The 23,253-nt window shown below is 65.4% G+C and carries 20 protein-coding genes and 1 pseudogene; 12 read left to right on the forward strand and 9 right to left on the reverse strand.

Annotated features, from left to right (window positions below; translation table 11 throughout):
* The first annotated feature begins 23 nt into the window (after positions 1 to 23).
* The gene (locus tag QF050_RS03435) at positions 24 to 1,280 is read left to right on the forward strand and encodes a glycosyltransferase family 87 protein (RefSeq protein ID WP_308929168.1); all 1,257 of its coding nucleotides are present in this window, start codon (positions 24 to 26) and stop codon (positions 1,278 to 1,280) included.
* Here the strand turns inward: QF050_RS03435 and mptB are convergent.
* Positions 1,277 to 2,893, reverse strand: coding sequence for a polyprenol phosphomannose-dependent alpha 1,6 mannosyltransferase MptB (gene mptB / locus QF050_RS03440; RefSeq protein ID WP_308929169.1), 1,617 nt, complete (start codon positions 2,891 to 2,893; stop codon positions 1,277 to 1,279). The two genes, QF050_RS03435 and mptB, sit on opposite strands and share 4 nt — an antisense overlap.
* A gap of 292 nt (positions 2,894 to 3,185) precedes the next feature.
* On the opposite strand from mptB, the gene QF050_RS03445 reads away from it, so the two are divergent.
* On the forward strand, positions 3,186 to 4,685 hold the full coding sequence (locus tag QF050_RS03445; RefSeq protein ID WP_308929170.1) for a SulP family inorganic anion transporter: 1,500 nt from the start codon (positions 3,186 to 3,188) through the stop codon (positions 4,683 to 4,685).
* A 64-nt stretch (positions 4,686 to 4,749) separates the two neighbouring features.
* Here QF050_RS03445 and QF050_RS03450 read toward each other — a convergent pair whose 3' ends face one another.
* From QF050_RS03450 to QF050_RS03470, 5 genes and pseudogenes are all read right to left on the reverse strand, one after another.
* Positions 4,750 to 5,871, reverse strand: a complete 1,122-nt coding sequence (locus QF050_RS03450) for an FAD-binding oxidoreductase (protein WP_308929171.1) — start codon at positions 5,869 to 5,871, stop codon at positions 4,750 to 4,752.
* A 69-nt stretch (positions 5,872 to 5,940) separates the two neighbouring features.
* Complete coding sequence (locus QF050_RS03455) at positions 5,941 to 6,984, reverse strand: Gfo/Idh/MocA family oxidoreductase (protein WP_308929172.1); 1,044 nt, start codon at positions 6,982 to 6,984, stop codon at positions 5,941 to 5,943.
* Positions 6,984 to 7,784 (reverse strand): amino acid ABC transporter ATP-binding protein, encoded by an 801-nt coding sequence (locus QF050_RS03460; RefSeq protein ID WP_308929173.1) that lies wholly within the window; start codon positions 7,782 to 7,784, stop codon positions 6,984 to 6,986. The genes QF050_RS03455 and QF050_RS03460 overlap by 1 nt, the downstream gene beginning before the upstream one ends.
* Positions 7,781 to 8,569, reverse strand: a complete 789-nt coding sequence (locus tag QF050_RS03465; protein WP_308929174.1) for an amino acid ABC transporter permease — start codon at positions 8,567 to 8,569, stop codon at positions 7,781 to 7,783. Before QF050_RS03465 ends, QF050_RS03460 begins: the two co-directional genes overlap by 4 nt.
* 108 nt (positions 8,570 to 8,677) lie before the next feature.
* Positions 8,678 to 9,527 (reverse strand): annotated as a pseudogene (locus QF050_RS03470) (ABC transporter substrate-binding protein).
* Positions 9,528 to 9,708: 181 nt separating this feature from the next.
* Here QF050_RS03470 and QF050_RS03475 point away from each other — a divergent pair.
* Both QF050_RS03475 and QF050_RS03480 read left to right on the forward strand, forming a co-directional pair.
* Positions 9,709 to 10,824: a LacI family DNA-binding transcriptional regulator gene (locus QF050_RS03475; protein WP_308929175.1), complete on the forward strand. Its 1,116-nt coding sequence runs from the start codon at positions 9,709 to 9,711 to the stop codon at positions 10,822 to 10,824.
* Positions 10,821 to 11,225, forward strand: coding sequence for a DUF1003 domain-containing protein (locus tag QF050_RS03480; RefSeq protein ID WP_308929176.1), 405 nt, complete (start codon positions 10,821 to 10,823; stop codon positions 11,223 to 11,225). The genes QF050_RS03475 and QF050_RS03480 overlap by 4 nt, the downstream gene beginning before the upstream one ends.
* 8 nt (positions 11,226 to 11,233) lie before the next feature.
* On the opposite strand, the gene QF050_RS03485 is transcribed toward QF050_RS03480, so the two are convergent.
* Complete coding sequence (locus tag QF050_RS03485; RefSeq protein ID WP_308929177.1) at positions 11,234 to 11,977, reverse strand: FadR/GntR family transcriptional regulator; 744 nt, start codon at positions 11,975 to 11,977, stop codon at positions 11,234 to 11,236.
* Between the two features lie 228 nt (positions 11,978 to 12,205).
* Here QF050_RS03485 and QF050_RS03490 point away from each other — a divergent pair, with 228 nt between their 5' ends.
* From QF050_RS03490 to QF050_RS03515, 6 genes are all read left to right on the forward strand, one after another.
* The gene (locus QF050_RS03490; protein ID WP_308929178.1) at positions 12,206 to 13,570 is read left to right on the forward strand and encodes an MFS transporter; all 1,365 of its coding nucleotides are present in this window, start codon (positions 12,206 to 12,208) and stop codon (positions 13,568 to 13,570) included.
* Positions 13,571 to 13,679: 109 nt separating this feature from the next.
* A complete protein-coding gene (locus QF050_RS03495) occupies positions 13,680 to 15,422 on the forward strand; it encodes a dihydroxyacetone kinase family protein (protein WP_308929179.1) in 1,743 nt (580 codons plus the stop codon).
* Positions 15,419 to 15,889 carry a ribose-5-phosphate isomerase gene (locus tag QF050_RS03500; RefSeq protein WP_308929180.1) on the forward strand — a complete coding sequence of 157 codons (471 nt, stop codon included), beginning with the start codon at positions 15,419 to 15,421 and terminating at the stop codon, positions 15,887 to 15,889. Before QF050_RS03495 ends, QF050_RS03500 begins: the two co-directional genes overlap by 4 nt.
* The gene (locus QF050_RS03505) at positions 15,873 to 16,685 is read left to right on the forward strand and encodes a triose-phosphate isomerase family protein (protein WP_308929181.1); all 813 of its coding nucleotides are present in this window, start codon (positions 15,873 to 15,875) and stop codon (positions 16,683 to 16,685) included. Before QF050_RS03500 ends, QF050_RS03505 begins: the two co-directional genes overlap by 17 nt.
* On the forward strand, positions 16,682 to 17,482 hold the full coding sequence (locus QF050_RS03510) for a TIM barrel protein (protein WP_308929182.1): 801 nt from the start codon (positions 16,682 to 16,684) through the stop codon (positions 17,480 to 17,482). The genes QF050_RS03505 and QF050_RS03510 overlap by 4 nt, the downstream gene beginning before the upstream one ends.
* A 1-nt stretch (position 17,483) precedes the next feature.
* Complete coding sequence (locus QF050_RS03515; protein WP_308929183.1) at positions 17,484 to 18,344, forward strand: phosphogluconate dehydrogenase C-terminal domain-containing protein; 861 nt, start codon at positions 17,484 to 17,486, stop codon at positions 18,342 to 18,344.
* A 32-nt stretch (positions 18,345 to 18,376) separates the two neighbouring features.
* Here the strand turns inward: QF050_RS03515 and QF050_RS03520 are convergent, their stop codons facing one another.
* Both QF050_RS03520 and QF050_RS03525 read right to left on the reverse strand, forming a co-directional pair.
* Positions 18,377 to 19,564, reverse strand: coding sequence for a mandelate racemase/muconate lactonizing enzyme family protein (locus QF050_RS03520; protein ID WP_308929184.1), 1,188 nt, complete (start codon positions 19,562 to 19,564; stop codon positions 18,377 to 18,379).
* A gap of 135 nt (positions 19,565 to 19,699) precedes the next feature.
* On the reverse strand, positions 19,700 to 20,743 hold the full coding sequence (locus QF050_RS03525) for a LacI family DNA-binding transcriptional regulator (protein ID WP_308929185.1): 1,044 nt from the start codon (positions 20,741 to 20,743) through the stop codon (positions 19,700 to 19,702).
* A gap of 403 nt (positions 20,744 to 21,146) precedes the next feature.
* Between QF050_RS03525 and QF050_RS03530 the strand changes: the two genes are divergently transcribed.
* Positions 21,147 to 22,310 carry an extracellular solute-binding protein gene (locus QF050_RS03530; protein ID WP_308929186.1) on the forward strand — a complete coding sequence of 388 codons (1,164 nt, stop codon included), beginning with the start codon at positions 21,147 to 21,149 and terminating at the stop codon, positions 22,308 to 22,310.
* On the forward strand, positions 22,307 to 23,242 hold the full coding sequence (locus QF050_RS03535) for a sugar ABC transporter permease (protein ID WP_308929187.1): 936 nt from the start codon (positions 22,307 to 22,309) through the stop codon (positions 23,240 to 23,242). Before QF050_RS03530 ends, QF050_RS03535 begins: the two co-directional genes overlap by 4 nt.
* The last annotated feature ends 11 nt before the right edge of the window (positions 23,243 to 23,253 follow it).

Genomic DNA, 23,253 nt, shown 5'->3' on the forward strand with positions numbered 1-23,253 from the left:
CCACGAGGTTCTTTGACCGCCTGGTGACGGTCCGCAGCAAAGTCCTCCCGGCCACGGTGGTGGACTGGTTCGCCCGCCCCTCCAGCGTCTGGTGGGGCTTCGCCGTCGTGCACGTGTATTTCCTGGGCTGGATGGCATCCTTCTTCCTGAACGGCAATACGTTCAGCGACACCGAGCAATACCGGCAGTGGGCCATGGAGGGCTACAACCCGGCGGACCTGACCGGCAAGATCAGCCCCTGGGTCTACCCGGTCCTGGCGCAGATCCCCATTTTCCTCGCGAACGTCGCCGGCCCCGGCCTCTACCTGCTGGCATGGTTCCTGATCATCACGGCGCTCAACGCCGTCGGCCTGCTCTACCTCACCCGCGGACCACGGACTGTGACCGGTGTTGCTCCGGCCTGGTGGTGGCTGTTCTTCACGGTCTTCATGGGCTACCTCAGCTTCGCCCGGGTGGAAGGCATCACCGCCCCGATCGTGCTGATCGCGCTGCTCTACGTGGCGGAGCGGCCCGTCGTGGCAGGCGTCCTGCTCAGCATCGCCACCTGGATCAAGGTGTGGCCTGCGGCCGTGCTCGTGCCCATCGTGATCGCCAGCCACAAGCGGGTCCAGGTGGTGCTCACCGGCGCCGCCGTGACCGCCGTCGTCTGCCTGGGGACCTGGCTGACCGGCGGCCTGCCGCACATCATGGACTTCCTCACCAACCAGGGCGAGCGCGGCATGCAGCTCGAGGCCACGTTCTCCACCCCCTGGGTCTGGCTGAGCGTCTTCCACATCGCGGGCTCCAAAATGGCGGACAACACGGCCATCAACTCCACCGAGGTCTACGGCCCCGGGGCCGACGTGGCCGCGTTCCTCATGCAGCCGCTGCTCATCCTCGCCGCCCTTGGCGCTGCCATCCTGCTGGTGCGTGCCCTGCGGCGCGGCGCCGAGCGGGAGGAGCTGTTCCTTGAAGGCGCCCTGATGATGGTCACCGCGTTCATCGTCTTCAACAAGGTGGGCTCCCCGCAGTTCATCATCTGGCTGGCACCGGTGATCATCGCGGGCCTGACGCACGACTGGGAGCGCTGGAAGGTCCCGGCAGCGTTGCTGATGGGCATCGCCATGACCACGTTCGTGATCTACCCGCTGTTCTACACGCCGCTCATCCACGCCCACCCGGTCATGGCGGCCATCCTCACCACCCGCAACGTGCTCTTCGTGGTGCTGCTGTGGTGGTCGGTGAAGCGCACCGCGGAGCTCGGCCGGAAGACCACCGCGCAGGTACCGGCAGGAGCCTAGGGGGCTTCGGAGCGGTCGACGGCGGCACGGGCCTCGGCCCGGCGCGCAGCCCGGCGGTCCACCGCCCACTTCCAGGCGCGCCGCGCCACATCCAGCGGTTTCCCTTCGATCAGCAGTTTCCGGGTGTGGACATCCAGGACCAGCAGGTAGAACGTGAAGGCCAGGGCGGTGAAGAACGCCATGGATGAGGCGTCGATGGGCAGCTCCACGAAGGACCAGACCGAGAGCTGGTCCTGGGCGCCGAACACCACGAAGAACGTCACGCCCACATAGAGCGACCGGATCTGCCAGTCGTCCCGGATGCCGGTGACGGCCAGGAACGGCAGGAACCACAGGATGTACCAGGGCTGGATGATGGGTGAGAGCATGACGACGGCGGTGAACGCCAGGGCCATCCGGCGCACCGCCCGCGAGTAGTCGCCGCGGAACATCAGCAGCAGCACCAGCCCGATGGCGGCCCACTTCATGCCGGTCCGCAGGAAGGTGGCCAGCGTCCCGCCCGGCAGGCCCAGCGCGTTGGCAAGCATCTCCACCTGCTGGCCCAGGAACCCTGACGGCGAATAGCCCGTGTAGCCCGGGGTAGGGTCCATGATGGCCCAGGTCCAGCCGATGCCCAGGTTGAACGGGATGCCGCTGAGCGCCAGGACGCCAAAGCTGATGGCCGCCGTCGCAGCCCACGTGAGGAACTTGCGCGGCCAGGTGGCGCCCGGGCCGGCCCACATCAGGCCGATGAACGGCAGCAGCAGCACCGTGATGGGCTTGATGCCGATGGAGGCGGTCACCAGGAGGATGCCCAGGAGGTACCGGCGGGTTGCGGCCAGGTACACCCCGGCGACGGCGAGCCCCACCATCAGGGCGTCGTTGTGGGCGCTGGCGATGAAACTGATCAGGAACAACGGGTTGGCCACGGAAACCCAGAGTGCGCGCGCCCCGTTGATGCCGTGCAGCTCGGCGAGCTTGGGCACGTAGATGACGCAGAGCAGCACGCCGACGCCGGCCAGCAACCGGAAGAGCAGGACCGATGCGTCCGGCTGCGCGCCGGTCAGTCCCACCACCCCGCGCGCCAGCCATAGGAAGTAGGGGCCGTAGGGTGTGCGGTTTTCCGCCCAGGCGGGGTCGGCTCCAAGGGCAAACCAGTTGTTGAGGGTGGAGATGCCCACCTCGTAGGGGTTCTGGCCTTCCATCACCAGCCGGCCCTGGCCCGTGTAGGCGTAGACGTCGCGGGAGAAGACTGGAACACAGAAAAGCAGGGGCAGGGACCAGGCGGAGATGGCTGCCACCACGGACCGCAGCGACGATTGGCCCCAGTCCCCCAGCCGCTGGCCCAGCCGCAGCCAGGAGCGCATCAGCAGCATGGCCCCGGCGGTCAACAGCACCGTGGATACTGCTACGCCCCAGCCCTCGGTGCGGAGCGCGATCACCACGGGCTGGCGGATCATCGGCGAGCCGTTGGCGATCCAGCCGGTGCCGGTGGAGCCGACGAACATCATGAGGGCGCCAATAAAACCTTCGATGGTTGCCAGGTAGGCGCGGCCCTTGGCAGGCGCGGAGGCGTCGGCCGGTTCGCCCGGCCGGCTGTCCGAAGTCCTGAGGTGTGACCCGCCTGCCGTCATGATGTGTGTGGTCCCCTACCTTGTTACGGCCCTGGTAGCACCAGCTCCAAAGCCGCCCTGCAACCCGGCCATTTTATCAGCCATGCTTACTGCTGCCCGGGGGCGTCCTGCCGGGCCCGAAGCCATAGTCCGGCAACGGAGCTAGGGTAGCCTTGGAACCGCAGCCGAGTTCGGCCTATTCTCCTCCACCCCAGCTGTCTTCCATGACCGGGCTGGACCCGTGCGCACCGTGGCGCGCAGAAACGTTGCCCACCCGCCCTTCCTTGAGGGCCCACGTCCTTGGAGCCGCCCCTTGTCCGTCGCCGACAACCCCCGCCTTCTTCGGCAACCGGTCACGGTCCTGACCGCGCTTCGCTCCCCGCGGCAGCTTTCCCGCGAGGTCCTTGCCGGCATGGTCACCACCCTTGCCCTGGTCCCGGAAGTCATTTCGTTTTCGATCGTCGCGGGCGTCGATCCGATGGTCAGCCTTGTGGCCTCCATTGTGCTGGCACTGACCATGTCGGTCCTTGGCGGCCGGCCGGGCGTGGTGACGGCGGCGGCGGGCTCCGTCGCCCTGGTGATCGCACCGCTCGTCCACGAGCACGGCGTCGAGTATGTCCTGCCCGCGGTACTCCTCGCCGGTGTGATCCAGATCGTCTTTGGCTTTGCCGGCCTGGCCCGGCTGATGCGGTTCATCCCGCGTTCGGTGATGATCGGGTTCGTGAACGCCCTGGGCGTGCTGATCTTCATGGCGCAGGTGCCCCACGTCCTCAACGTCCCATGGCTCGCCTACGCCCTGTTCGCCCTGACATTGGCGGTCATCTTCATCCTGCCGCGCTTCACCAAGGCGGTCCCGTCGCCGCTGGTGGCGATCGTCGTCGTCACGGCCATCGCCATCATCGCCGGCCTCGCCGTTCCGAATGTCTCTGACGAGGGCCCGCTCACCGGCAAGATGCCCGGGATCACACCGTTCCTGTTTCCGCTGAACCTGGAGACTTTCCAACTGGTGCTGCCCACCGCACTGAGCGTGGCGTTCGTCGGCCTTATGGAAACGCTGCTGACGGCCAAGCTCGTCGACGACATCACCGACACCCCCTCGCACAAGGGCCGCGAATCCTGGGCCCTGGGCGTCTCGAACATCTTCGCCGGCCTCTACGGCGGCATCGCCGGCTGCGCCATGATCGGCCAGACCGTCCTCAATGTAAAGACCGGCCAGGCCCGCACCCGCATCTCGACGTTCGTGGCCGGGCTCTTCCTCCTGGCCCTGGTGACGGGGCTCAGCTCGATCATGGGACAGATCCCCATGGTGGCCCTGGCGGCCGTGATGATGGTGGTCGCCGTCACCACCGTGGACTGGCACAGCGTCAAACCGTCCACCCTGAAGAGAATGCCGGTACCGGAGACGCTCGTCATGGCCGTCACCGTCGCCGTCGTGGTCCTCACGGGCAACCTCGCATACGGCGTGCTGGTCGGCGTGGTCCTCGCGATGGTGCTGTTCGCGCGCCGCGTGGCCCACGTCATCAGTGTTGAGCGGACCTTGGCCGACGACAACGGGAGCGTCCGCTACGAGGTGGTGGGGCCGCTCTTCTTCGGCAGCAGCAATGACCTCGTGGAGCACTTCGCCTACGCCGACGACCCCGCCGCCGTGACCATCGACCTCAGCCGGGCCCAGATCTGGGATGCCTCAACGGTGGCCGCCCTGGACTCGATCGAGACGAAGTACGCGGACCATGGCGCCACGGTGGCAATCGAAGGCCTGGACGAGCGCAGCACCGGCTTCCACCGCCGCCTCACGGGGCACCTGGGCGCCTGACCATCCCCGCCCCGTTCTGATGAACAGGCGGGACCTGCGTGGCCCCGCCTGTTCACCATGCGGTTCAGGAGAAGCGCCCGGGCCGGAAAGTTGCAAGCATAGGGTGCTTTTTGCCGGTCAGGATCTCGCCGGCCAGAAGCTCGCCGGCGATGAGTCCCAGAGTCGCGCCGGAGTGGGTGAACGCCACGAAGCATCCGGGAACCTGGCCCAACTCGCCCAGGACGGGTTCGCCGTCGCCGGGAATGGGCTTGTAGCCCATCTTCCAGGAGGCGGGCTTGAGTTCCGGGTTTCCTTCAATCAGCTTCGAGGCCTCGTCGGCGAGTTCCTGCACCACCTCGTCCGGGATGCTGAACGAGCCGTCCGCATGCTCGGTGATGCGCTCTTCGTACCAGTCGTGGTCCAGGGCGAACGTGCCGCCCGGATTGGGCCGGAGGGCTGCGCGCGGCGTGTTCATTACTGCGGCAACGTCGTGCTGCACCTGCTTGGTCACCACCAGCATGGACACCGGGGACCCATTGGGGATGTGCACCCCCAGGGGTTCGACGACGGCAGGCGTCGCTGCACCGCAGGCCACCAGGACCGCGTCGGCGGCGTATGTTCCCCCTGCGGAGGTCTCCACGCCCGTGGCGCGGCCGCCCTCCACCATGACGGAGGCCTTGCCGGCGTTGAGGACCAGTTCACCGCCGCGGGCGTGGAATTCTTCCATGAGGAAGTCGATCAGGTCCGGGAGGCTGACCCAGCCCTCGCCCGGGTTGAAGATTGCGTTCTCCGGTACAGCGCCGGCGTCAATCCCGGCGGTGACGGCAGCGATGTCTTCCGGGGCAATGAGCTTCGAGTCGTAGCCGATGGACTTTTCATAGGCGTGCCGGCCCTCGGTGGTTTCCCGCTGCCCTTGGGCGTTCCACATCAGGCCGCCACCGAACTGCAGCCATTCCCGTGCCGGATCAGCGGCAAAGAGGGTGCGGTAGCGGTCCACGCCGGTCACGCGCAACTGGTGGTACGGGGTGGACCGTTCACCGGCGGAGTTAAGCCAGGACAGCGACCGGCCGCTGGCTTCGCTGGCCAGGCCGCGTTCGGTCAGCAGGATGACGGAGGCACCGTCGCGAAGAAGGTGCACTGCGGTGGAGACGCCCAGGATGCCGCCGCCGATGATGGCGACTCTTTTGGTGGATGTTGCAGAGGACATTGGTGTCCCTTTCTGATTCATGATGTTGAAGGACGCGGCGGCGCCCGGAAAAGGAAGGGTGCGGCCGGGTCAGGCCATGGCGTGGATGCCCTCGATGATTTTCAGCACGTTCAGCGGTCCGGCCGGATCCACCGGCAGGGGCCCCTGTCCGCGCAGGGCGCCGGCCAGCTGCACGTAGAACTGCGGGTAGGCGCCGCGCTCTGCGGGAACGGCTCCAGCGCTCCCATCCACCCCAAGGAGCCCCCAACTTCCCTGGGGTTCCACACCGTAGCCGGGGTCCGACGGCGGCAGGCCGGCTGCGAGGGCAGGTTCCTGGCCGTCGAGGCCCCATTTGGTGTAGGCGGACCGGGAACCCAGGACGTGGAAGCGTGGTCCGGCCTGCGCTGCCATGCCGTTCATCCAGAGCCGGGAGCGGACACCCGAGGTGTGCAGCATGGACACAAAGGCTTCGGTATCGGCTGCGTCCTGGTGTGGTCCACGGTTGGCGGTTTCGCCGTAGGTGCGCTCCACCGGGCCGAAGAGCTGGACCGCCTGGTCGATCAGGTGCGCGCCGAGGTCGTGCAGGATGCCGCCGCCCTCGGAAAGGGACACGGTGTCCCGCCAGTTTCCAAAACCCTCCGGCCGCCACCATTCAAACCGCGATTCGAACGTGGTGACCTCGCCGAGAGCTCCGGACGCCAGCACCTTCTTCAGGGTGAGGAAGTCCGCATCCCACCTGCGGTTTTGGAACACCGTCAGCCGCACCCCGCCGTCGGCCGCCCTGCTGATCAGCTCCTCACCCAAAGCCGACGTGGGGACAAAGGGCTTGTCCACCACCACGTGCAGGCCGTGCGCGATGGCTGTTGCGGCCAAGTCGAAGTGGGTGTGCGGTGGGGTGCCCAGGACAACCAGGTCCAGGTCCGCAGCGCAGGCGAACAGTTCCTCCGGCGTCCGGATGATGCGTGCCTGCGGGTAGAGGCGTGAGGCGTCTGCGGCCCGCTCGGGCCGGGATGTGACTATTACGTGGAGGGAGAAGTCCGGATTGGCGGCGATCAGCGGCGCATGGAACACGTTGCCGGAGATGCCAAAGCCGACGACGGCGGTCCGGATGGGTGCCGCTGCAGCCACAGCCATCAGAGCACCTCCGAGAGGAAGCGCTGGAGGCGTTCGCTGCGGGGGTTGTCGAAGAGTTGCGCGGGCGTCCCGGCTTCGACAACTTCGCCTTCGTCCATGAAGACCACCTGGTCCGCCACCTTGCGGGCGAAGCCCATTTCGTGGGTGACCACGAGCATGGTCATGCCGCGCCGGCCCAGGCCTGCCATCAGGTTCAGGACGCCTTTGACCAGTTCGGGGTCCAGGGCGCTGGTGGCCTCGTCGAAGAGCATTACTTCCGGTTCCATGGCGAGGGCCCTGGCGATGGCGACGCGTTGCTGCTGGCCGCCGGAAAGGTCCCTGGGGCGGTGGTCGGCGCGTTCGGCCAGCCCCACCTCGGCCAAGCGGCGGCGCGCAGTTTCCATGGCTCGCGCCTTGGGCATCCCCTTGACGCTCCAGAGGGCAAGGGCCACGTTCTCTTCGGCGGTGTGGTCCGGGAAGAGGTTGAAGTGCTGGAACACCATGCCGATGCGCGTCCGGAGGGTGTCGGGGTTGGCGCCGAGGGTGCTTTCGCCAGCCAGGAGCACATCACCGCTCCTGGGTTCATGCAGCCGGTTGACGCCGCGCAGCAGGGTGGATTTTCCGGAGCCCGAGGGGCCGATGATGCAGGTGGTGGTGCCCGGGGCGACTGAGAGGCTGACGTTGCGCAGCACTTCGATGTCACCGTAGGCCATGGTCAGGTTGCGCAGTTCCAGGCTGGAGCCATGGAAGGCCTGGGTATCAGGGCTGGTGTGCTTGTCCCTGCGGGCAGTGTTGCTAGTGGTGGGGGTGGGCAGGTTCATGTGTTGCTCCCGGTGGTGAGCGGCGAGGCCGCGTCGAGTTCCTTGACTTCCTTCAGCCCGCTGGTGGGCGGTGCCGCACGGCGGCGGCCGGTGCGGAACTTGTTGTCGAAGTGGTTCACCAGGTGGGTCAGCGGAACGGTGATCACCAGGTAGAAGAGGCCGGCTGCCACCAGCGGCGAGAGGTTGCCGGACAGGACGGCGGCATCCTGGCCCACGCGGAAGAGTTCGCGTTCGGACACGAGCAGCCCCAGGAAGTACACGAGGGAGGAGTCCTTCACGATGGCGATGAACTGGTTCACCAGGGCCGGAAGCACCCGGCGGACGCCTTGGGGCACCACCACCAGGGCCATGGACTTGGCGTAGCTCATGCCCAGGGCCCGGCAGGCTTCACCCTGGCCTTTGTCCACGCTCAGGATCCCGGCGCGGAAAATCTCGCCGATGTAGGCGCTGGCGATCAGGCTCAGGGCGATGATGCCCAGCGGGTAGGGCGACGGGCCGAAAACCGATTGGCTAAGGCGGGCAAAACCCTGGCCGATCAGCAGGATGGTGAGGATGGCGGGCAGGCCGCGGAAAAGGTCCGTGTAGATCCGGGCCGGTACCCGCAGCCATGGGGACGGAGAGATGCCCATGACGGCCACCACCATGCCCAGGACCGTGCCCAGGACGGTGGCGGCGATGGAGATGATCAGCGTGTTGAGCAGGCCGACCGCCAGGAGTTGGGGCAGGACCTCGGCCATTGCGCCGAAGTCGAAGAAGGTTCGGATGATGGTGTTGAGCCAGTCCATGGTTGCTCTCAGACGTAGGTTGGGTGGAGGTGCCGGACGGGCCGCTTGCTGCGGCCCGTCCGGTCAGGCGGCCAAAAGAGGTGTTTGCCGGCCGGCTGATTGCCTGTGCTACTTGCTCGGCGCCGGCGAGGCGGTCTGCTCGGCCTTGGGCAGGTACTGCTCAGGCATCGGGGAGCCCGGGAACCACTTCTGGTAGAGCTTCTTCCAGGTGCCGTCCTCCATGGCTGCGGCCAGGCCCTTGTTCAGGGCTTCCTTGAACGCCGTCTTGCCCTTGGCCACCGCGAAGCCGGCAGGGGCATCGAAGGACGGAATGTCTGCAGCGCTGACCAGCCCGTGCTGTGCCTCGTAAGCCTTGGCGGCCTCGTAGTCGAGGAAGTGGGCGTCCACCGCCCCGCTGTTCACCGCTGCGATGGCCGTGTTGTTGTCCGGGAAGCGGACCAGGCTGGCCGAGGTGAAGTTCTTCACGGCATACGCTTCCTGGAGGGTTCCCTGGACCACGCCGAGCCGCTTGGCCGGCCAAGCCGTCGACGCCCGTGATTCCGGAGGTCTTGGTGGTGATCACGGTCAGGTAGCCGGCGAGGTAGCCATCCGAAAAGTCGACGGTTTCCTTGCGCTTGTCCGTGATGCCGATGGCGGCAACGCCGGCGTCGAACTGTCCGTTGGCCACCGCGGCCAGGAGACCGGAAAAGTCCTGTCCGGTGAAGACCACGTTGTCCACACCGGCCCGGTGGGCCACGTCCTTGAAGAGTTCCACGTCGAAACCGGTGAAGTTACCGGAGGCGTCCGCGAAGGTGTACGGCTTGGAGTCGCCCAGGCTGGCTACCCGGATGGTACCGGGCTGGATCAGGCCGTACGGATTGTTCTCCGTGCTGGAGGCGGCCGAGGTGGTGCCGCAGCCGGAAAGGGCCAGGACCCCCGCGAGTGCTGCCGCGGCAATGCCGGCCGGGCCGAATTTCATTTTCTTCACAGCGTTGTCCAATCGTTGGTGGGAAGGCGGTGCTGTCAGGGCCGCCGAAGAAAGTCTTCGATGCTCTTGTTGAGTCCGGTCTCACACCCTAGGATTGAGACCGGACTCACATCGATGAATAGAAATGTAGCCGAAGTCACATGGGGCGTCAACACCCCGTCGAAAGGTAACGATGAACGGTGAAGGAGCACGGCGGCGGGACGTAACCGTTGCCGACGTCGCAAAGGCCGCGCAGGTATCCAAGGCCCAGGCGGCGCGGGCACTGGGGAACTACGGTGCGGTCAGCGATGATGTGCGCGAGCGCGTCCTCGCCGCGGCGGAAGCCTTGTCCTACCGCCCCAACGAGCTCGCCCGCAGTATGAACACGGGGAAATCCCACACCATCGGCGTGGTGGTGGGTGACATCGAAAACCCGCACTTCGGCCTTGCCACCCGGGGCATCACAGACACTGCCAAGAAGGCCGGCTATAACGTCATCCTGGTCAACACGGACGAGGACCGCGCGGCCGAGGTGGACGCGGTCCGGGTTTTGCTGGACAAGCGCGTGGACGGGCTGATTGTGGCGCCGGCGTCCTCCGTGGATACCGGGCATCTGCAGGAAGTCCACAGGTCCGGCCGCCCCCTGGTTTTTATCGACCGTACCGCCGGTGACCTGCAGGTGGAGACCATGGCGGTGGACATGGCACGGATCTCCCTTGAGGCCACGCAGCATTTGCTCGAGGCCGGGCACCGCCGCATCGCCTTCGTCTCCACATTGAGGACTGACGCGCCCTACACCCCCGGGATGGCCCTTGAGTCATCGCAGATCGCCGACCGCCTTGCGGGCATGCGGCAGGCCTTCCTGGAATCCGGGCTGCCTTTTCCGGAAGACCTGGTCAGGTTGAATGCGGGCGACGAAGACTCCATCCGCAGTATCACCCGCGAAGTGCTGCGGGACCCCGACCGTGCCACAGCCATGGTCGCATCGGACGGCCTGATCGCCCTCAGCGTCGTTGAGGCGATCCAGGAACTGGGCCTGTCCATTCCCGCAGACGTTTCGTTCCTCATGTATGACGACTTCGCGTGGACCAGGCTCACCACGCCGCCCCTGACCGTCATTGCCCAGCCCGTCTACAACATGGGCGTGGCAGCGGCCAAGGCGCTCATCCGCCAGATGGAGGGATTGCCCCCCGCCGCCCCGGCCCAGTTCACAGCCACCCTGGTGCGGCGCGGATCGGTGGGACCGCTGCGGACGGGAGGGGACCATTCGCACCTTCAATCGGCCGGACACGGTTACCCTGAGCCATGAGCCACCAACAGAAAACCTGGCACGAGAAACATAAAGCCTCCCTGAGCAAGGGTCAGCGCGCCGCGGACATCATGCGCAACGGAATGGGAAGCTGGCCCTTCGTTGCCAGCTTCATCGGCTTCATGCTCATCTGGGCCGCCATCAATACCTGGGCACTGGCGGCGAACGCCTGGGACCCGTACCCCTATATCCTCCTGAACCTCCTGCTCTCAATGCTGGCCGGACTTCAGGGTGCAATCCTGCTCATCGCCGCCAAACGGCAGGACGCCATTGCCGCGGCTATGGCCCAACACGACTACGACACGAACACCGAGGCAAAGAAGGAGATCGAACTCCTCATCTCCATCAACCGCATCCAGCTGGAAATCCTGCAGGAACTGAAGAAGTCGGCATCAGCCTAGGCCCACCCCTACTGGGAGGCGTCATATCCTGCCAGCAGGCGCCGTGACGCGGTCTGCATGTGCGAGCGCATGGTCGCGGTCACGGCATCTGCGTCGCGGGCAGCCAGGGCCTCATGGATCATGGCGTGCTCCTTAAGGGCGGCCGCGGCATGTCCTTCGTCCGTGAGGGCGCGGTCCACCCAGATCCGCAGGAGTGAGCGGATACTTTGCAGGAGTTCCTGGAGGACCTGGTTTCCTGACGCCTCGGCGATCTCGCGGTGGAAGGCTGCGTCCGCCTCGACGAAGGCGCCGAGGTCGTCCAGGGTTCCGGCCATGGTCTCCAGGTTGACGCGCATCCGGGCCAGCGCCTCTTCCGTGATGCGCTCCGCGGCCAGCTGGGCAGCCTGGACTTCCAGCCCGCTGCGCAGTTCCACGAGTTCGCGCGTGCGGGGGGCGCCCAGCATGAGGCCCCAGCTCAGGGTGCGCGGCAAGAGCTCGGAGACGCCGTCGCGAAGGTAGGTTCCCGACCCGGGCCGGACCACCACGACGCCCAGGATTTCGAGCGCAGCGAGGGCCTCCCGCACCGCAGAACGGCCCACGCCAAGGGAGGCGGCCAGCGTCCGCTCGGCAGGGAGCCTGGTCCCAGGGGCGATGTCGCCACTCGTAAAGAACGCCAGCAGGCGCTCAGCCACCTCAGACACCACGGAGCCCTGCCCCAAGGAACCGAGGGCAGCACTGATCTTGGCCGTCGAGGCGGCGGATTCTACGGACACCACCCAAGCGTAACAACTGGTTGACCACGCCCGGCAGCGGCCCACGGGCCGCATCCAGTCCGGCAATCCGAAATAAACTAGTCAACCGGTTGACCAATTATTCTTTCAGTCTTATGGTGGAACTCACAGCTTCACCCCCCCGCGGCGCCCCAAAGGCCACGCGCATATGAGACAACCCCACGCCTCCAGTGACGGACGCGGCCTGGGCACCAACATCTAGGAGTCAATGTGGACACCACACAATCGGTGGTCGAAAAATCCGCAATCAGGAAAGTGGCGATCCGGCTTGTCCCGTTCGTCGCGATGATGTTCTTCATCAACTACCTCGACCGCACCGCCATCTCATTCGCCGGCCCCAACGGCATGAACACGGACCTGGCGCTGAATGCCGCACAGTTCGGCTTTGCCTCAGGCGTCTTCTTCATCGGCTACATCCTGCTCGAGATCCCCTCCAACCTGGCGCTCCACAAATTCGGTGCCCGCCGCTGGCTGGCCCGCATCATGGTCAGCTGGGGCATCGTCTCGCTGCTGTTCACCTGGGTGGCCAACGTCGAACAGCTCTACATCCTGCGCTTCATCCTCGGCGTTGCCGAGGCAGGCTTCTTCCCCGGCGCCATCCTCTTCCTGAGCCTCTGGGTTCCCGCACGACACCGAAGCAAGATCCTGGCCCTGTTCTACCTGGCCCAGCCGCTGACCACCGTCATCGGCGCCCCGCTGGCAGGGCTCCTGATCCAGCAGCACGGCCTCTTCGGCCTCGACGGCTGGCGCGTGATGTTCCTCGGCGTCGCCATCCCCGCCATCCTGATCGGCATCATTTCCTGGTTCTACCTGGCAGACTCCCCCGCCAAGGCCAAGTGGCTCTCCGCCGAGGAAAAGACCTGGCTGACGGGCGCCTTGAAAAAGGAAAAGAAGGAAACCACCGCCGGCAACAAGCACGTCAGCGTCCGCACCGTGTTCGGCAACGGCCGCGTCTGGATGCTCTCCCTGATCTACTTCGGCTTCATCTACGGCCTCTACGCCCTCGGATTCTTCCTGCCCACCATCATTTCCGGCTTCGAAGGCATCTATGGCACCAAGTTCGACGTCTTCCAGAAGGGCCTGATCACCGCCATCCCGTACCTGCCGGCAGCCATTGCCCTGTACTTCTGGTCCAAGGACGCCACCAAGCGCGGCGTCAAGACATGGCACATCGCGGTGCCCGCCCTGGTGGGTGGCCTAAGCATCCCGCTGGCACTGTTCGCAGGATCACCGGCAGCCACCATCGCCGTCATCACCATCACGGCAATGGCCATCTTCGCGGCCCTCCCCAACTTCTGGACTGTCCCCACGCAGTTCCTGACCGGTGCGGCCGCCGCAGCCGGCATCGCCTTGATCAACACCGTGGGCAACCTGGCAGGCTTCAGCGCCGGCTACATCACCGGTTGGCTCAAGGACTGGACCGGCGATTACACCGTGCCGATGTTCGTGGTGGGCGCGTTCATGCTCCTCTCAGCTGTGCTGATGCTGGTCCTCAGCCGCTCCGGCCGCGTCACGGACAGCGTTCGCCCCGAGGCCCTCAACCCTGCGGCTGCCGGACAGCACGCCGAACCCTGACGGCCTCAGAGCCACCTGAACCCGGGGGCGTCCCCCTTGCCCGGGGACGCCCCCGCACCAAGTATCGCGATTCCCACTGACCTTCCCAGCTAGGCCCAGGAGCTTTCCCATGACCCGCCTGTTCAACGAACCTTCAGCCTTCGCTGACGAAATGATCGAAGGATTCGTCGCCTCCCACGGCCGGTGGGTCCGGCGCGTCTCCGGCGGTGTTGTCCGCAACACCAAAAGCACCCCGGACACGGTGGCCCTGGTAATCGGCGGTGGTTCCGGACACTATCCCGCATTCGCAGGACTGGTAGGCCAGGGCCTGGCACACGGCGCCGCGATGGGCAACCTGTTCGCGTCACCGTCGGCGCAGCAGGTCTACAACGTGGCCAGGGCAGCCAACAACGGCGCCGGCGTACTGCTGGGATACGGCAACTATGCCGGGGACGTCCTGCACTTCACCCAGGCGCAGGAAAAGCTGCGCCGGGAAGGCATTGATTGCCGCAGCATCGCAGTCACGGACGACGTCTCCTCCGCCCCGATCGAGGAGCACACCAAGCGCCGCGGCATCGCCGGGGACCTCACCGTGTTCAAGGTGGCAGCGGCTGCCGCTGAGGCAGGCTACGGCATGGATGCGGTGGTGGACATCGCTGAACGCGCCAACCACCGCACGCGTTCCTTCGGGGTCGCCTTCACCGGGTGCACCCTCCCGGGAGCTGAACAGCCGCTGTTTTCCGTCCCCGAGGGACGGATGGCCGTAGGCATGGGCATCCACGGTGAGCCCGGCATCGGCGAAACAGCCATTCCGACGGCGGATGAGCTCGCCGACCTGCTCGTGGCCAAGCTCCTCACCGAGGTGCCGGACGGGATCACTCCCCACGGTGCCCGGGTGGTTCCCATCCTGAACGGCCTGGGCAGCGTGAAGTACGAGGAGCTCTTCGTGGTCTACCGCCGCGTGGCCCAGCTCCTGGCCGAGGCAGGCCTGCAGGCCGTGGATCCGCAGGTGGGCGAGCTCGTCACCAGCTTCGACATGGCCGGCACCTCCCTGACGCTTTTCTGGCTCGACGACGAACTCGAGAATCTCTGGAACGCCCCCGCCGACGGCCCGGCTTTCCGCCGCGGTGCCGTGACGGCCGAGGCACTGGAGGCGCCGGTGGGCGAGGCGGCCGACGTCGAACTATCCATTCCCGAGGCCACCGCGGAATCCCGCGCCGGGGCCGTCCGGGTCCTCGCCGCGCTCGGCGCGGCCAAGGACGCGGTGGACGCCAACGCGGCCGAACTGGGCCGCATCGACGCAATCGCCGGGGACGGCGACCACGGCATCGGCATGGAGCGCGGCGTGCGCGCCGCCGTCCAGGCCGCGGCAGACGCCGTCGCCCGCGGGGCCGGGGCCGCCACCACCTTGTACTTCGCGGCCGACGCGTGGGCGGACAAGGCCGGCGGCACGTCCGGTGCCCTGTGGGGCATGGCCCTTCGTGCGGTGGGCGATGCCGTGGGCGATGACAAAGCGCCCGACGCCGGTGCTGTCGCCACCGGGGTGGGCGGCGCCGCCGCAGCGATCATGGAGTTCGGCAAGGCCAAGGTGGGCGACAAGACCCTGGTGGACGTACTGGTTCCTTTCCGCGATACCCTCACGGCCCGAGTCAACAGCGGAAAGTCCCTGGCCAGCGCCTGGGACGCCGCCGCCACCGCCGCGCAGCGGGCGGCCGAGGACACGGCAAACCTGCTCCCCCTGATGGGCCGGGCACGTCCGCACGCCGAGAAGAGCCTCGGCACCCCGGACGCGGGCGCCGTCTCAATGGCCCTCATCGTCCGGGCCATCCACAACACCCTCAGCCAGAACACCACCATCAAGGAGAACGCATGAGCGCCAAACTGCGCCTGGTCATCGGGGCCGACGACGCCGGTTTCGACTACAAGGAAGCCCTCAAGGCAGACCTGGAAGCCTCCGAACTGGTCAAATCCGTGACCGACGTGGGGGTGGACGCCACCAGCCACACCCCGTACCCCTCCGTGGCCATCGCCGCGGCGGAACTCATCGCCGCCGGCAAGGCCGACCGCGCCCTGCTCGTCTGCGGCACCGGCCTGGGCGTCGCCATCGCAGCGAACAAGGTCCCCGGCGTCCGCGCCGTCACCGCGCACGACAGCTTCTCCGTTGAACGCGCCATCCTGAGCAACAACGCCCAGGTCCTGACCTTCGGCCAGCGCGTCGTCGGACTGGAACTCGCCCGGCGCCTCGCCAGGGAATGGCTCACCTACACCTTCGACGAAACCTCCGCCTCGGCAGAGAAAGTTTCCCTGATTAAGGACTACGAAGGTGTCACTTCCTGCTAAGCCCCGCACCGGACCCAAGGCCATCATCGGCGTCAGCCTGAAGATGTACTTCGGCTACGCGCGGTCAGTGGACTACTGCCGCGACGTCGCATCAATCGCCTTCACCCACCCCGCCGTGTTAAGCGGCGACATCGAACTCTTTGTCCTGCCCATCCTCCCGGCACTGCCGGAAGCGGCACGGATCCTCGGTCCGGCAGGTGCTGCCACCGGAGCGCAGGACATCTTCTGGGAAGACGAGGGCGCGTTCACCGGCGAAGTCGGCGGCAAAACAGTAGCTGAACTCGGCGGCCGGTACGCCGAGGTGGGCCACGCTGAACGCCGCCGGATCTTTGACGAGGACCAGCGCGTGATCGGACTGAAGACCGCCGCGGCCTACCGCAACGGCCTGACCCCCGTCCTCTGCGTCGGGGACCTGAACCGCGGATCCGTGGAGGAAGCCGTTGCCCAGTGCACGGCGGAAATCGATGGCATCCTCAAGCGCGCGTCATCGCTGACACCGGCCGCCAGGACCATCGTGGCGTACGAGCCGCAGTGGGCCATCGGCGCTCCGGAACCGGCAACGCCCGGGCATATCAGCGCGGTCATCACGGGCCTGGACGAGCACCTGCGCAGCCTGCCGGGGCAGGAAGACAGCCGCGTGATTTATGGTGGCAGCGCCGGCCCGGGCCTGATCGGCCAACTCGATCCCGCCGTCGCCGGCCTCTTCCTGGGCCGCTTCGCGCACGACCCGAAGGCGCTCAAAACCATCCTGGACGAGGCCGCGGCGCGGCTGGAAACAGCGGAGGTGGCGGCTTGACCTCGCGAATCGGCCTCAGCAGCTATGCGTTCTTCTGGCAGCTCTCGGACAAGGTCTCCTCGCCGCTGAGCATCCACGATGCCCTGGAACGGACGGCAGAACTCGGTGTGGACCTGTTCCAGGTCTGCGACTACGCGCCGCTGGAAGCCATGAGTGACGCGGACCTCCAGGCCGTGCGGGACACCGCGGACCAGCTGGGCATCAACCTGGAACTGGGCACCAAGGGGATCCGCCCGGAACACCTGCGCCGGTTCCTGCACATCGCCGGGATCCTCGGCTCGCCGCTGCTGCGCACCATGTTCAACTCCCCCGGGCACCTCCCCACCACTGAGGAAGCGGTGGCCATCTTCAAGGACGTGCTGCCGGAATTCAAGGACGCCGGGGTGAAGATCGCCGTCGAAACCTACGAACAGGTCCCCACCGGCCGCGTCCTGGACGTGATCCGGGGGGTGGACAGCCCGTACCTGGGGATCTGCAGCGACCCGGCCAACACGGTCGCGGCGCTGGAGATGCCGCGGGAGGTGATTGACGCCGTCGCGCCCTACGTCCTGAACATGCACATCAAGGACTTTGCCTTCAGCCGCAAGGACGGATGGGTGGGCTTCACCTACTCCGGCGCACCCCTGGGCGAAGGCCTGCTCGACTACGCGTACATGGCCGGGAAAATCCGGCCGCACGAAAGAAACATCAACCAAATCGTCGAACACTGGCTGCCCTGGCAGGACACCGAGGCGGACACCATCCGGCTCGAAAACCAGTGGACCCGGCACAGCATCGAATTCCTAAGGAGCAAGTGAAATGTCAGCAGAAACTTTGACCGTCGCCGTCATCGGAGCCGGAGGCAAGATGGGGATGCGGGTTTCCCGCAACCTGCAGAAGTCCGCCCACACCGTCTTCTACAGCGAAAACTCCCCCGCGGGCCAGGAGCGGATCCAGGCCGAAGGCCGCCAGATCACCGCCACGGACGACGCCGTCAAGGGCGCCGACGTCGTGATCCTCGCCGTGCCGGACACCGTCCTGGGCGTCGTGTCGGAAGGCGTCGTCCCGCAGATGAAGGCCGGCGCCATCCTGCTCACCCTGGATCCAGCCGCCGCGTACGCCGGGCTGCTGGCCAAGCGCGACGACGTGGTCCAGGCAGTTGCGCACCCTTGCCACCCGTCCGTGTTCCTGGAGCGCACCACCAAAGAAGAGTGGGCCGACACCTTCGGCGGCGAGGGCGCCCCGCAGAACGTCGTTGCCGCGATCGACGAGGATGCACCGGCAGCGACCCGCGACTCGGCAGAGGCGGTCATCCGCACCATCTACGCACCCGTCATCGACGTGCACTGGGTCACCGTCAAGCAGCTCGCCATCCTCGAGCCTACGCTCGTGGAGACCGTGGCCTGCATGATCGGCACCCTGCTCAACGAGGCACTGCACGAGACCGTGCACACCGCCGGCGTCCCCGAAGAAGCCGCCAAGGCCATGCTGTTCGGCCACGTCCAGATCGCCCTGACCAACGCCCTGCGCGGCTCCAACCCGTTCTCCGAGGCCTGCGAAATTGCCATCCAGTACGGCAAGGACACCATCATCAAGGACGACTGGAAGAAGATCTTCGACGACTCCGAACTGGATGGCGTCATCGCCAAGATGCTCAAGCTCGAAGCCGTCAAACGCTAGGCCCCGACAAGAGGCGGCTGCCACCTCTTGGCTTAGATCGCGGGCGTCCGCTCAAGGTTGAAGAAGGAGCAGGCGTCCGGCGGCCGGATGTCTGCGACGGCATCACTGAAGATCCGCATCGGGTGCGGTGTGTACGGGTGCTCCGCTATGGCCTCGAAGTCCAGTTCGATGCCCAGGCCCACCCCTTCAGGAATGAGGACGTCACCCTCCTCGGTCAGTTGCAGGCGTTCGTTCGAGATCTCACTTCGCCAAGGCACATCCGTGGCCATGATTTCCAGGTACCGGAAGTTGGGCAGCATAGCGCCCAACTGGAGGGTTGCTGCGGTACTGAGCGGACCGCTTGGGTTGTGGGGTGCGAATGGAATGTAGTGGGCCGCCGCGAGCGTGGAGATAAATGACAGTTCCAACAGTCCTCCCGCGTGTGTGACGTCGGGCTGTATGTAGTCCACTGCCTTACGGGCGAGGGCGGGAACGAAGGTGTTCCGCCCCATCCACCGCTCACCTGCAGCGATCGGAACCGGAGATTTGGAGCGTATCTCCACGAGGGAATCGATTCCGTCGGGAGGGCATGGCTCCTCGAAGAACACCGGTTGGAATTGTTCGATCTCGCGGGCAACCCGAATGGCTGTGGGGACGTCGAACCGCCCGTGTCCTTCGATAAAGAGTTCAACATCATCGCCCACTGCATCGCGCACAGCGGCCACGGGTTCAAGCATCCGCCGCAAGTCCCTCGGCTCCAAGGTTAGGTCCGCCGCCTCAAACGGGTCCCACTTGAGTCCGCGGAACCCTTGGGCAACGGTCTTCACGGCTGCGTCGGCAAATTCTTCAGGCGTTCTTGCTCCCGAAAACCAGCCGTTGGCGTACGCCCGGACCCTGTCGCGGACCTGGCCACCCAGCATTCGGTGGATAGGCACATCCAGGGCACGGGAAGATACATCCCACATAGCCATTTCAAGGGCGCTCAGGGCGGTCATGGACACAGGACCGCCGCGCCAGTAGGCGTCGCGGTGAAGTTCGTAGATGGTTTGGCTGATCCGTGTTGGGTCCTTGCCCCGGACAGCGTCGGCGAGCACGGCAACGGCGCCCCTGACTGCGTGCTCCTGCCCTTCGAGGGTTGCTTCGGCGACGCCGGTGAGGCCCGAATCGGTGCTCAACCGGACGAAGATGAGATTTGTCCGGTAAAAGTCGACTACAACAGTGTCGAGGTTAGTGATTTTCATATCGGATCATCCCTTAACAGCGCCGGCGGTCATCCCGCTGACCACATATCGTTGTGCGAACAGGTAGAAGGCGACTGCCGGCAGGGTAAACAAGAGACTCACTGCCATGATGCTTTGAATTGAGGTGTCCTCAAGTCAGGCCGCCGGGGGCGCGGTGGATTCGCGGACGATCACCTGGGTGGCCAGCTCCACACGGTGGGAATCCAGCACTTCGCCGCGCGCCTGCCGCAGCAGGGACCTGAGGGCGGCGCGTCCCATTTCTTCGAGGGGCTGTGCCACGGAGCTCAACGATGGCACCGATTGCTCACCCTGGTTGGTGCCGTCAAAACCGATCAGGCTGATGTCTTCGGGAACCCTGATTCCGTGGTGCCGCGCTTCGCTCAGGACGCCCAGGGCAATGGCGTCACTGCCGGCAAAGATGGCAGTAGGGAGGGAATCAAGCTTCAACAACTCTTTGAAGCCACTGACCCCGCTCTCGGTCCGGAAGCGGCCTCCGGAGACTATGTATTGGGGGTCAACCTTGATGCCTTGGGCCATGAGCGCAGCCATGTATCCGTGCAGCCGCGCCTGGTTGCATTCAGCGTCTTCTATGCCGCCGATGTAGGCGATCCGCCGGTGTCCCAGTCCCAGCAGGTGCTCAGTGGCGGCTTTGCCGCCCGCCCAGTTGGTGGCCCCAACGCTGACGACGTCAGCTGAGGGCGGGTTGAGCGGGTCAATGACGACGACGGGGATCTGACGGCGCCGGAATGCATGCAGTTGCGCTTCGCTAAAGGCAGAGGTGACCACGATCATCCCGGCCCGGCCCTCTTCGAGCATGCGCTGGGCGCGGCGTTCCGGAGTATGTCTGCCAGGAGTGGATTGGCCGGTGACGCTCACCAGGATTTCGACGTCGGCGCCGGCGGCGAATTGCAGAATGCCATTCAGGACCTGGATGGTGTACGCGGAGTCGAGCACATCGATGACCACTTCCACCACGGTCCCGCTTTCGGCGGCTGCCCGACGCTGCACAGGCGATTTGTACCCCGCTTGCTCCAGGGCTGCGAGGATTCGGGCCCTGGTTTCCGGCGCCACATCATCACGGCCGTTCACCACCTTGGAAACCGTCGGAGCCGAGACCCCTGCCTGCCTGGCCACCGTGGCGAGCGTTGGCTTTGTCCGCTCAGGCATCTTGGTCGTCATGGAGTTCGCAATCTTTCGAAAGTAAATTGGGTCTCCATTGTGCAGAGCGGGCATCAAGTCGGTCAAGGACCCCAGGGAACTCATGGTTGTAGTTCAAAAGAGGCTCCACAATCCCTTGACGACGCCAAGCTTTCAGGCTTTAGTTTAGAGCGTGACTTATATCACCGATCGAAATGTTTCGAATAATCGTCGGAGCTGACGCCCCGCACTCGACAGCAAATAGACAATGGAGAAGCAATGAAGCAATCCCAGACCTCCCGGCGTTCTTTCCTCGCCCTCGCTGCCCTTACTCCCTTTGCCGTTGCCGCAACGTCTGCCTGCGGGACGTCCGGTCCGGGGCGCCTCCAGCGGTGGCGGGGGCGCCAGCATGTGGTTCCTTTCCGGCGAGCCGAACCAGACCAATATGCAGAAGGCAGTCGATGCCTTCAACCAGGCAAACCCCGATAACAAAATCGCGATCACGTTCTTCCAGAACGACGCCTACAAGACCAAGATTAAGACCGCCATTGGCGCCAACCAGGCCCCCACCATCATCTACAACTGGGGCGGCGGCACCCTGAAGTCGTACGCTGAGGCGAACCAGGTCGAGGACCTGACCAGCTGGCTGGATTCCGAGCCCGACCTGAAGAAGAAGTTCTTTCCCTCGACGTTCAGCGCGGCCACCGTCAACGGCAAGATCTACGCCCTGCCCAACATGTACGTCGGTCCGATTGTCCTGTTCTACAACAAGGAGCTTTTCCAGAAGGCAGGCGTCCAGCCGCCCAAGACCTGGGACGACGTCATGTCACTGGTCAAGACCTTCAACGGCATGGGGGTGGCACCCTTCTCACTCGGTGGCCAGTCGCGCTGGACCTCGATGATGTGGCTGGAATACCTGCTGGACCGCATTGGCGGACCCGACGTGTTCAAGGCGATCTTCGAAGGCAAGCCAAATGCCTGGACGGATCCCGCCGTGATCGAGACCGGCACCAAGATCCAGGAGCTGGTTTCTGCCGAAGGCTTCATCAAAGGCTTCTCCTCCATCACCGCTGACTCAAATGCGGACCAGGCCCTTCTGTTCTCGGGCAAGGCCGCCATGATGCTGCACGGTTCCTGGACGTACGGCCCTATGAAGAAGGCAGGCCAGAACTTCGTGCAGGACGGGAAACTCGGCTTCGTTCAGTTCCCCACCATTCCCGGCGGCAAGGGCGACCCGAAGAACGGCGTCGGAAACCCGGCGAACTATCAGTCCATTTCCGCCAAGGCCAGCGACAAGGAAAAGGAGTCCGCCAAGAAGTTCCTCAAGGACGGCATCATGACCGACACGATGATCGATGCCTACATCAACTCCGGCTCCGTGCCCATCGTCAACGGCATCGAAAACAAGCTGAACACTTCCCCGGACAAGGAATTCCTCAACTTCGTCTATGACCTCGCCAAGAACGCCCCCAGCTTCCAGCAGTCCTGGGACCAGGCGCTGAGCCCCACCGCAGCCGAGGCCCTGCTGAACAACATCGACCAGCTGTTCCTGAAGTCGATCACCCCGCAGCAGTTCGCCGAGAACATGAACGCCACCCTGGGCAAATGAGTAACGCAATTTCCACCGCCCCGGGGGCCGCCGTCGGCACCAAGGATTCCAGGCAAACCGAAAAGCGCAAGGCCGCCCTGGCGTGGCTGACAGTGCCGGCGCTGTTCTTCTTCCTGGTCTTCGCCGTCATCCCGCTGGCCGGTGTGCTCATCCTCAGCTTCGCCAGCTGGGATGGAATCGGCGCCATCGGGGCGGCGGGGATGGACAACTGGTTCTCCGTGCTGGCGGATCCCGGACTCTACAACGCCTTGGGCCTTACCTTCCTGATCATGATCGTCTCGTGGCTGGTCCAGACCCCCATCAGCCTCCTTCTGGGCGTCTTCACGGCGGGAAGCCAGCGCTACCGGGCGGCCCTTGCCGTCCTGTACTTCCTGCCCCTGCTGCTGTCCTCAGCCGCCGTCGCCATCGCCTTCAAGGCCCTTTTGGACCCGAACTTCGGCCTGGCAACCGGCCTGGGGCTGCCTTTCCTGGCGCAGGACTGGCTGGGGGTACCCCAGCTGGCCGTGGGCCTGGTCATCTTCGTCATCGCCTGGCAGTTCGTTCCGTTCCACACGCTCATCTACCAAGGCGGCGTGCGGCAGATCCCGAAGTCCCTCTACGAGGCAGCGCAGATCGACGGCGCCGGAACCATCAAGCAGTTCTTCCACATCACCCTGCCCCAGTTGAAGTACACCATCATCACCTCCTCAACGTTGATGGTGGTGGGTTCGCTGACCTACTTCGACCTGATCTTCGTCCTCACCGGCGGCGGACCGGGAAACTCCACGCGGATCCTTGCCCTCGATATGTACCTGCGGGGCTTCCGGGCCAACCTCATGGGGCCGGCCAGCGTCATCGCCGTCATTCTCGTCATCATCGGCCTTGCACTTGCCTTGTTCCTCCAACGCCTTGGAGGCAAGGACAAACAAGGCAGCCAATTGGAAGGTCTGTAGGGTGAGTACCG

This window comes from Arthrobacter sp. SLBN-112, from assembly GCF_030944625.1.
Classification (GTDB): Bacteria; Actinomycetota; Actinomycetes; order Actinomycetales; family Micrococcaceae; genus Arthrobacter.

Bases quoted from the DNA above. Each gene is read 5' to 3' on its own strand.
- mptB (WP_308929169.1), bottom strand. From the start codon at position 2,893: ATGACGGCAGGCGGGTCACACCTCAGGACTTCGGACAGCCGGCCGGGC.
- QF050_RS03450 (WP_308929171.1), bottom strand. From the start codon at position 5,871: ATGTCCTCTGCAACATCCACCAAAAGAGTCGCCATCATCGGCGGCGGC.
- QF050_RS03455 (WP_308929172.1), bottom strand. From the start codon at position 6,984: ATGGCTGTGGCTGCAGCGGCACCCATCCGGACCGCCGTCGTCGGCTTT.
- QF050_RS03460 (WP_308929173.1), bottom strand. From the start codon at position 7,784: ATGAACCTGCCCACCCCCACCACTAGCAACACTGCCCGCAGGGACAAG.
- QF050_RS03465 (WP_308929174.1), bottom strand. From the start codon at position 8,569: ATGGACTGGCTCAACACCATCATCCGAACCTTCTTCGACTTCGGCGCA.
- QF050_RS03475 (WP_308929175.1), top strand. From the start codon at position 9,709: ATGAACGGTGAAGGAGCACGGCGGCGGGACGTAACCGTTGCCGACGTC.
- QF050_RS03480 (WP_308929176.1), top strand. From the start codon at position 10,821: ATGAGCCACCAACAGAAAACCTGGCACGAGAAACATAAAGCCTCCCTG.
- QF050_RS03495 (WP_308929179.1), top strand. From the start codon at position 13,680: ATGACCCGCCTGTTCAACGAACCTTCAGCCTTCGCTGACGAAATGATC.
- QF050_RS03500 (WP_308929180.1), top strand. From the start codon at position 15,419: ATGAGCGCCAAACTGCGCCTGGTCATCGGGGCCGACGACGCCGGTTTC.
- QF050_RS03515 (WP_308929183.1), top strand. From the start codon at position 17,484: ATGTCAGCAGAAACTTTGACCGTCGCCGTCATCGGAGCCGGAGGCAAG.
- QF050_RS03520 (WP_308929184.1), bottom strand. From the start codon at position 19,564: ATGAAAATCACTAACCTCGACACTGTTGTAGTCGACTTTTACCGGACA.
- QF050_RS03525 (WP_308929185.1), bottom strand. From the start codon at position 20,743: ATGACGACCAAGATGCCTGAGCGGACAAAGCCAACGCTCGCCACGGTG.
- QF050_RS03530 (WP_308929186.1), top strand. From the start codon at position 21,147: ATGCAGAAGGCAGTCGATGCCTTCAACCAGGCAAACCCCGATAACAAA.
- QF050_RS03535 (WP_308929187.1), top strand. From the start codon at position 22,307: ATGAGTAACGCAATTTCCACCGCCCCGGGGGCCGCCGTCGGCACCAAG.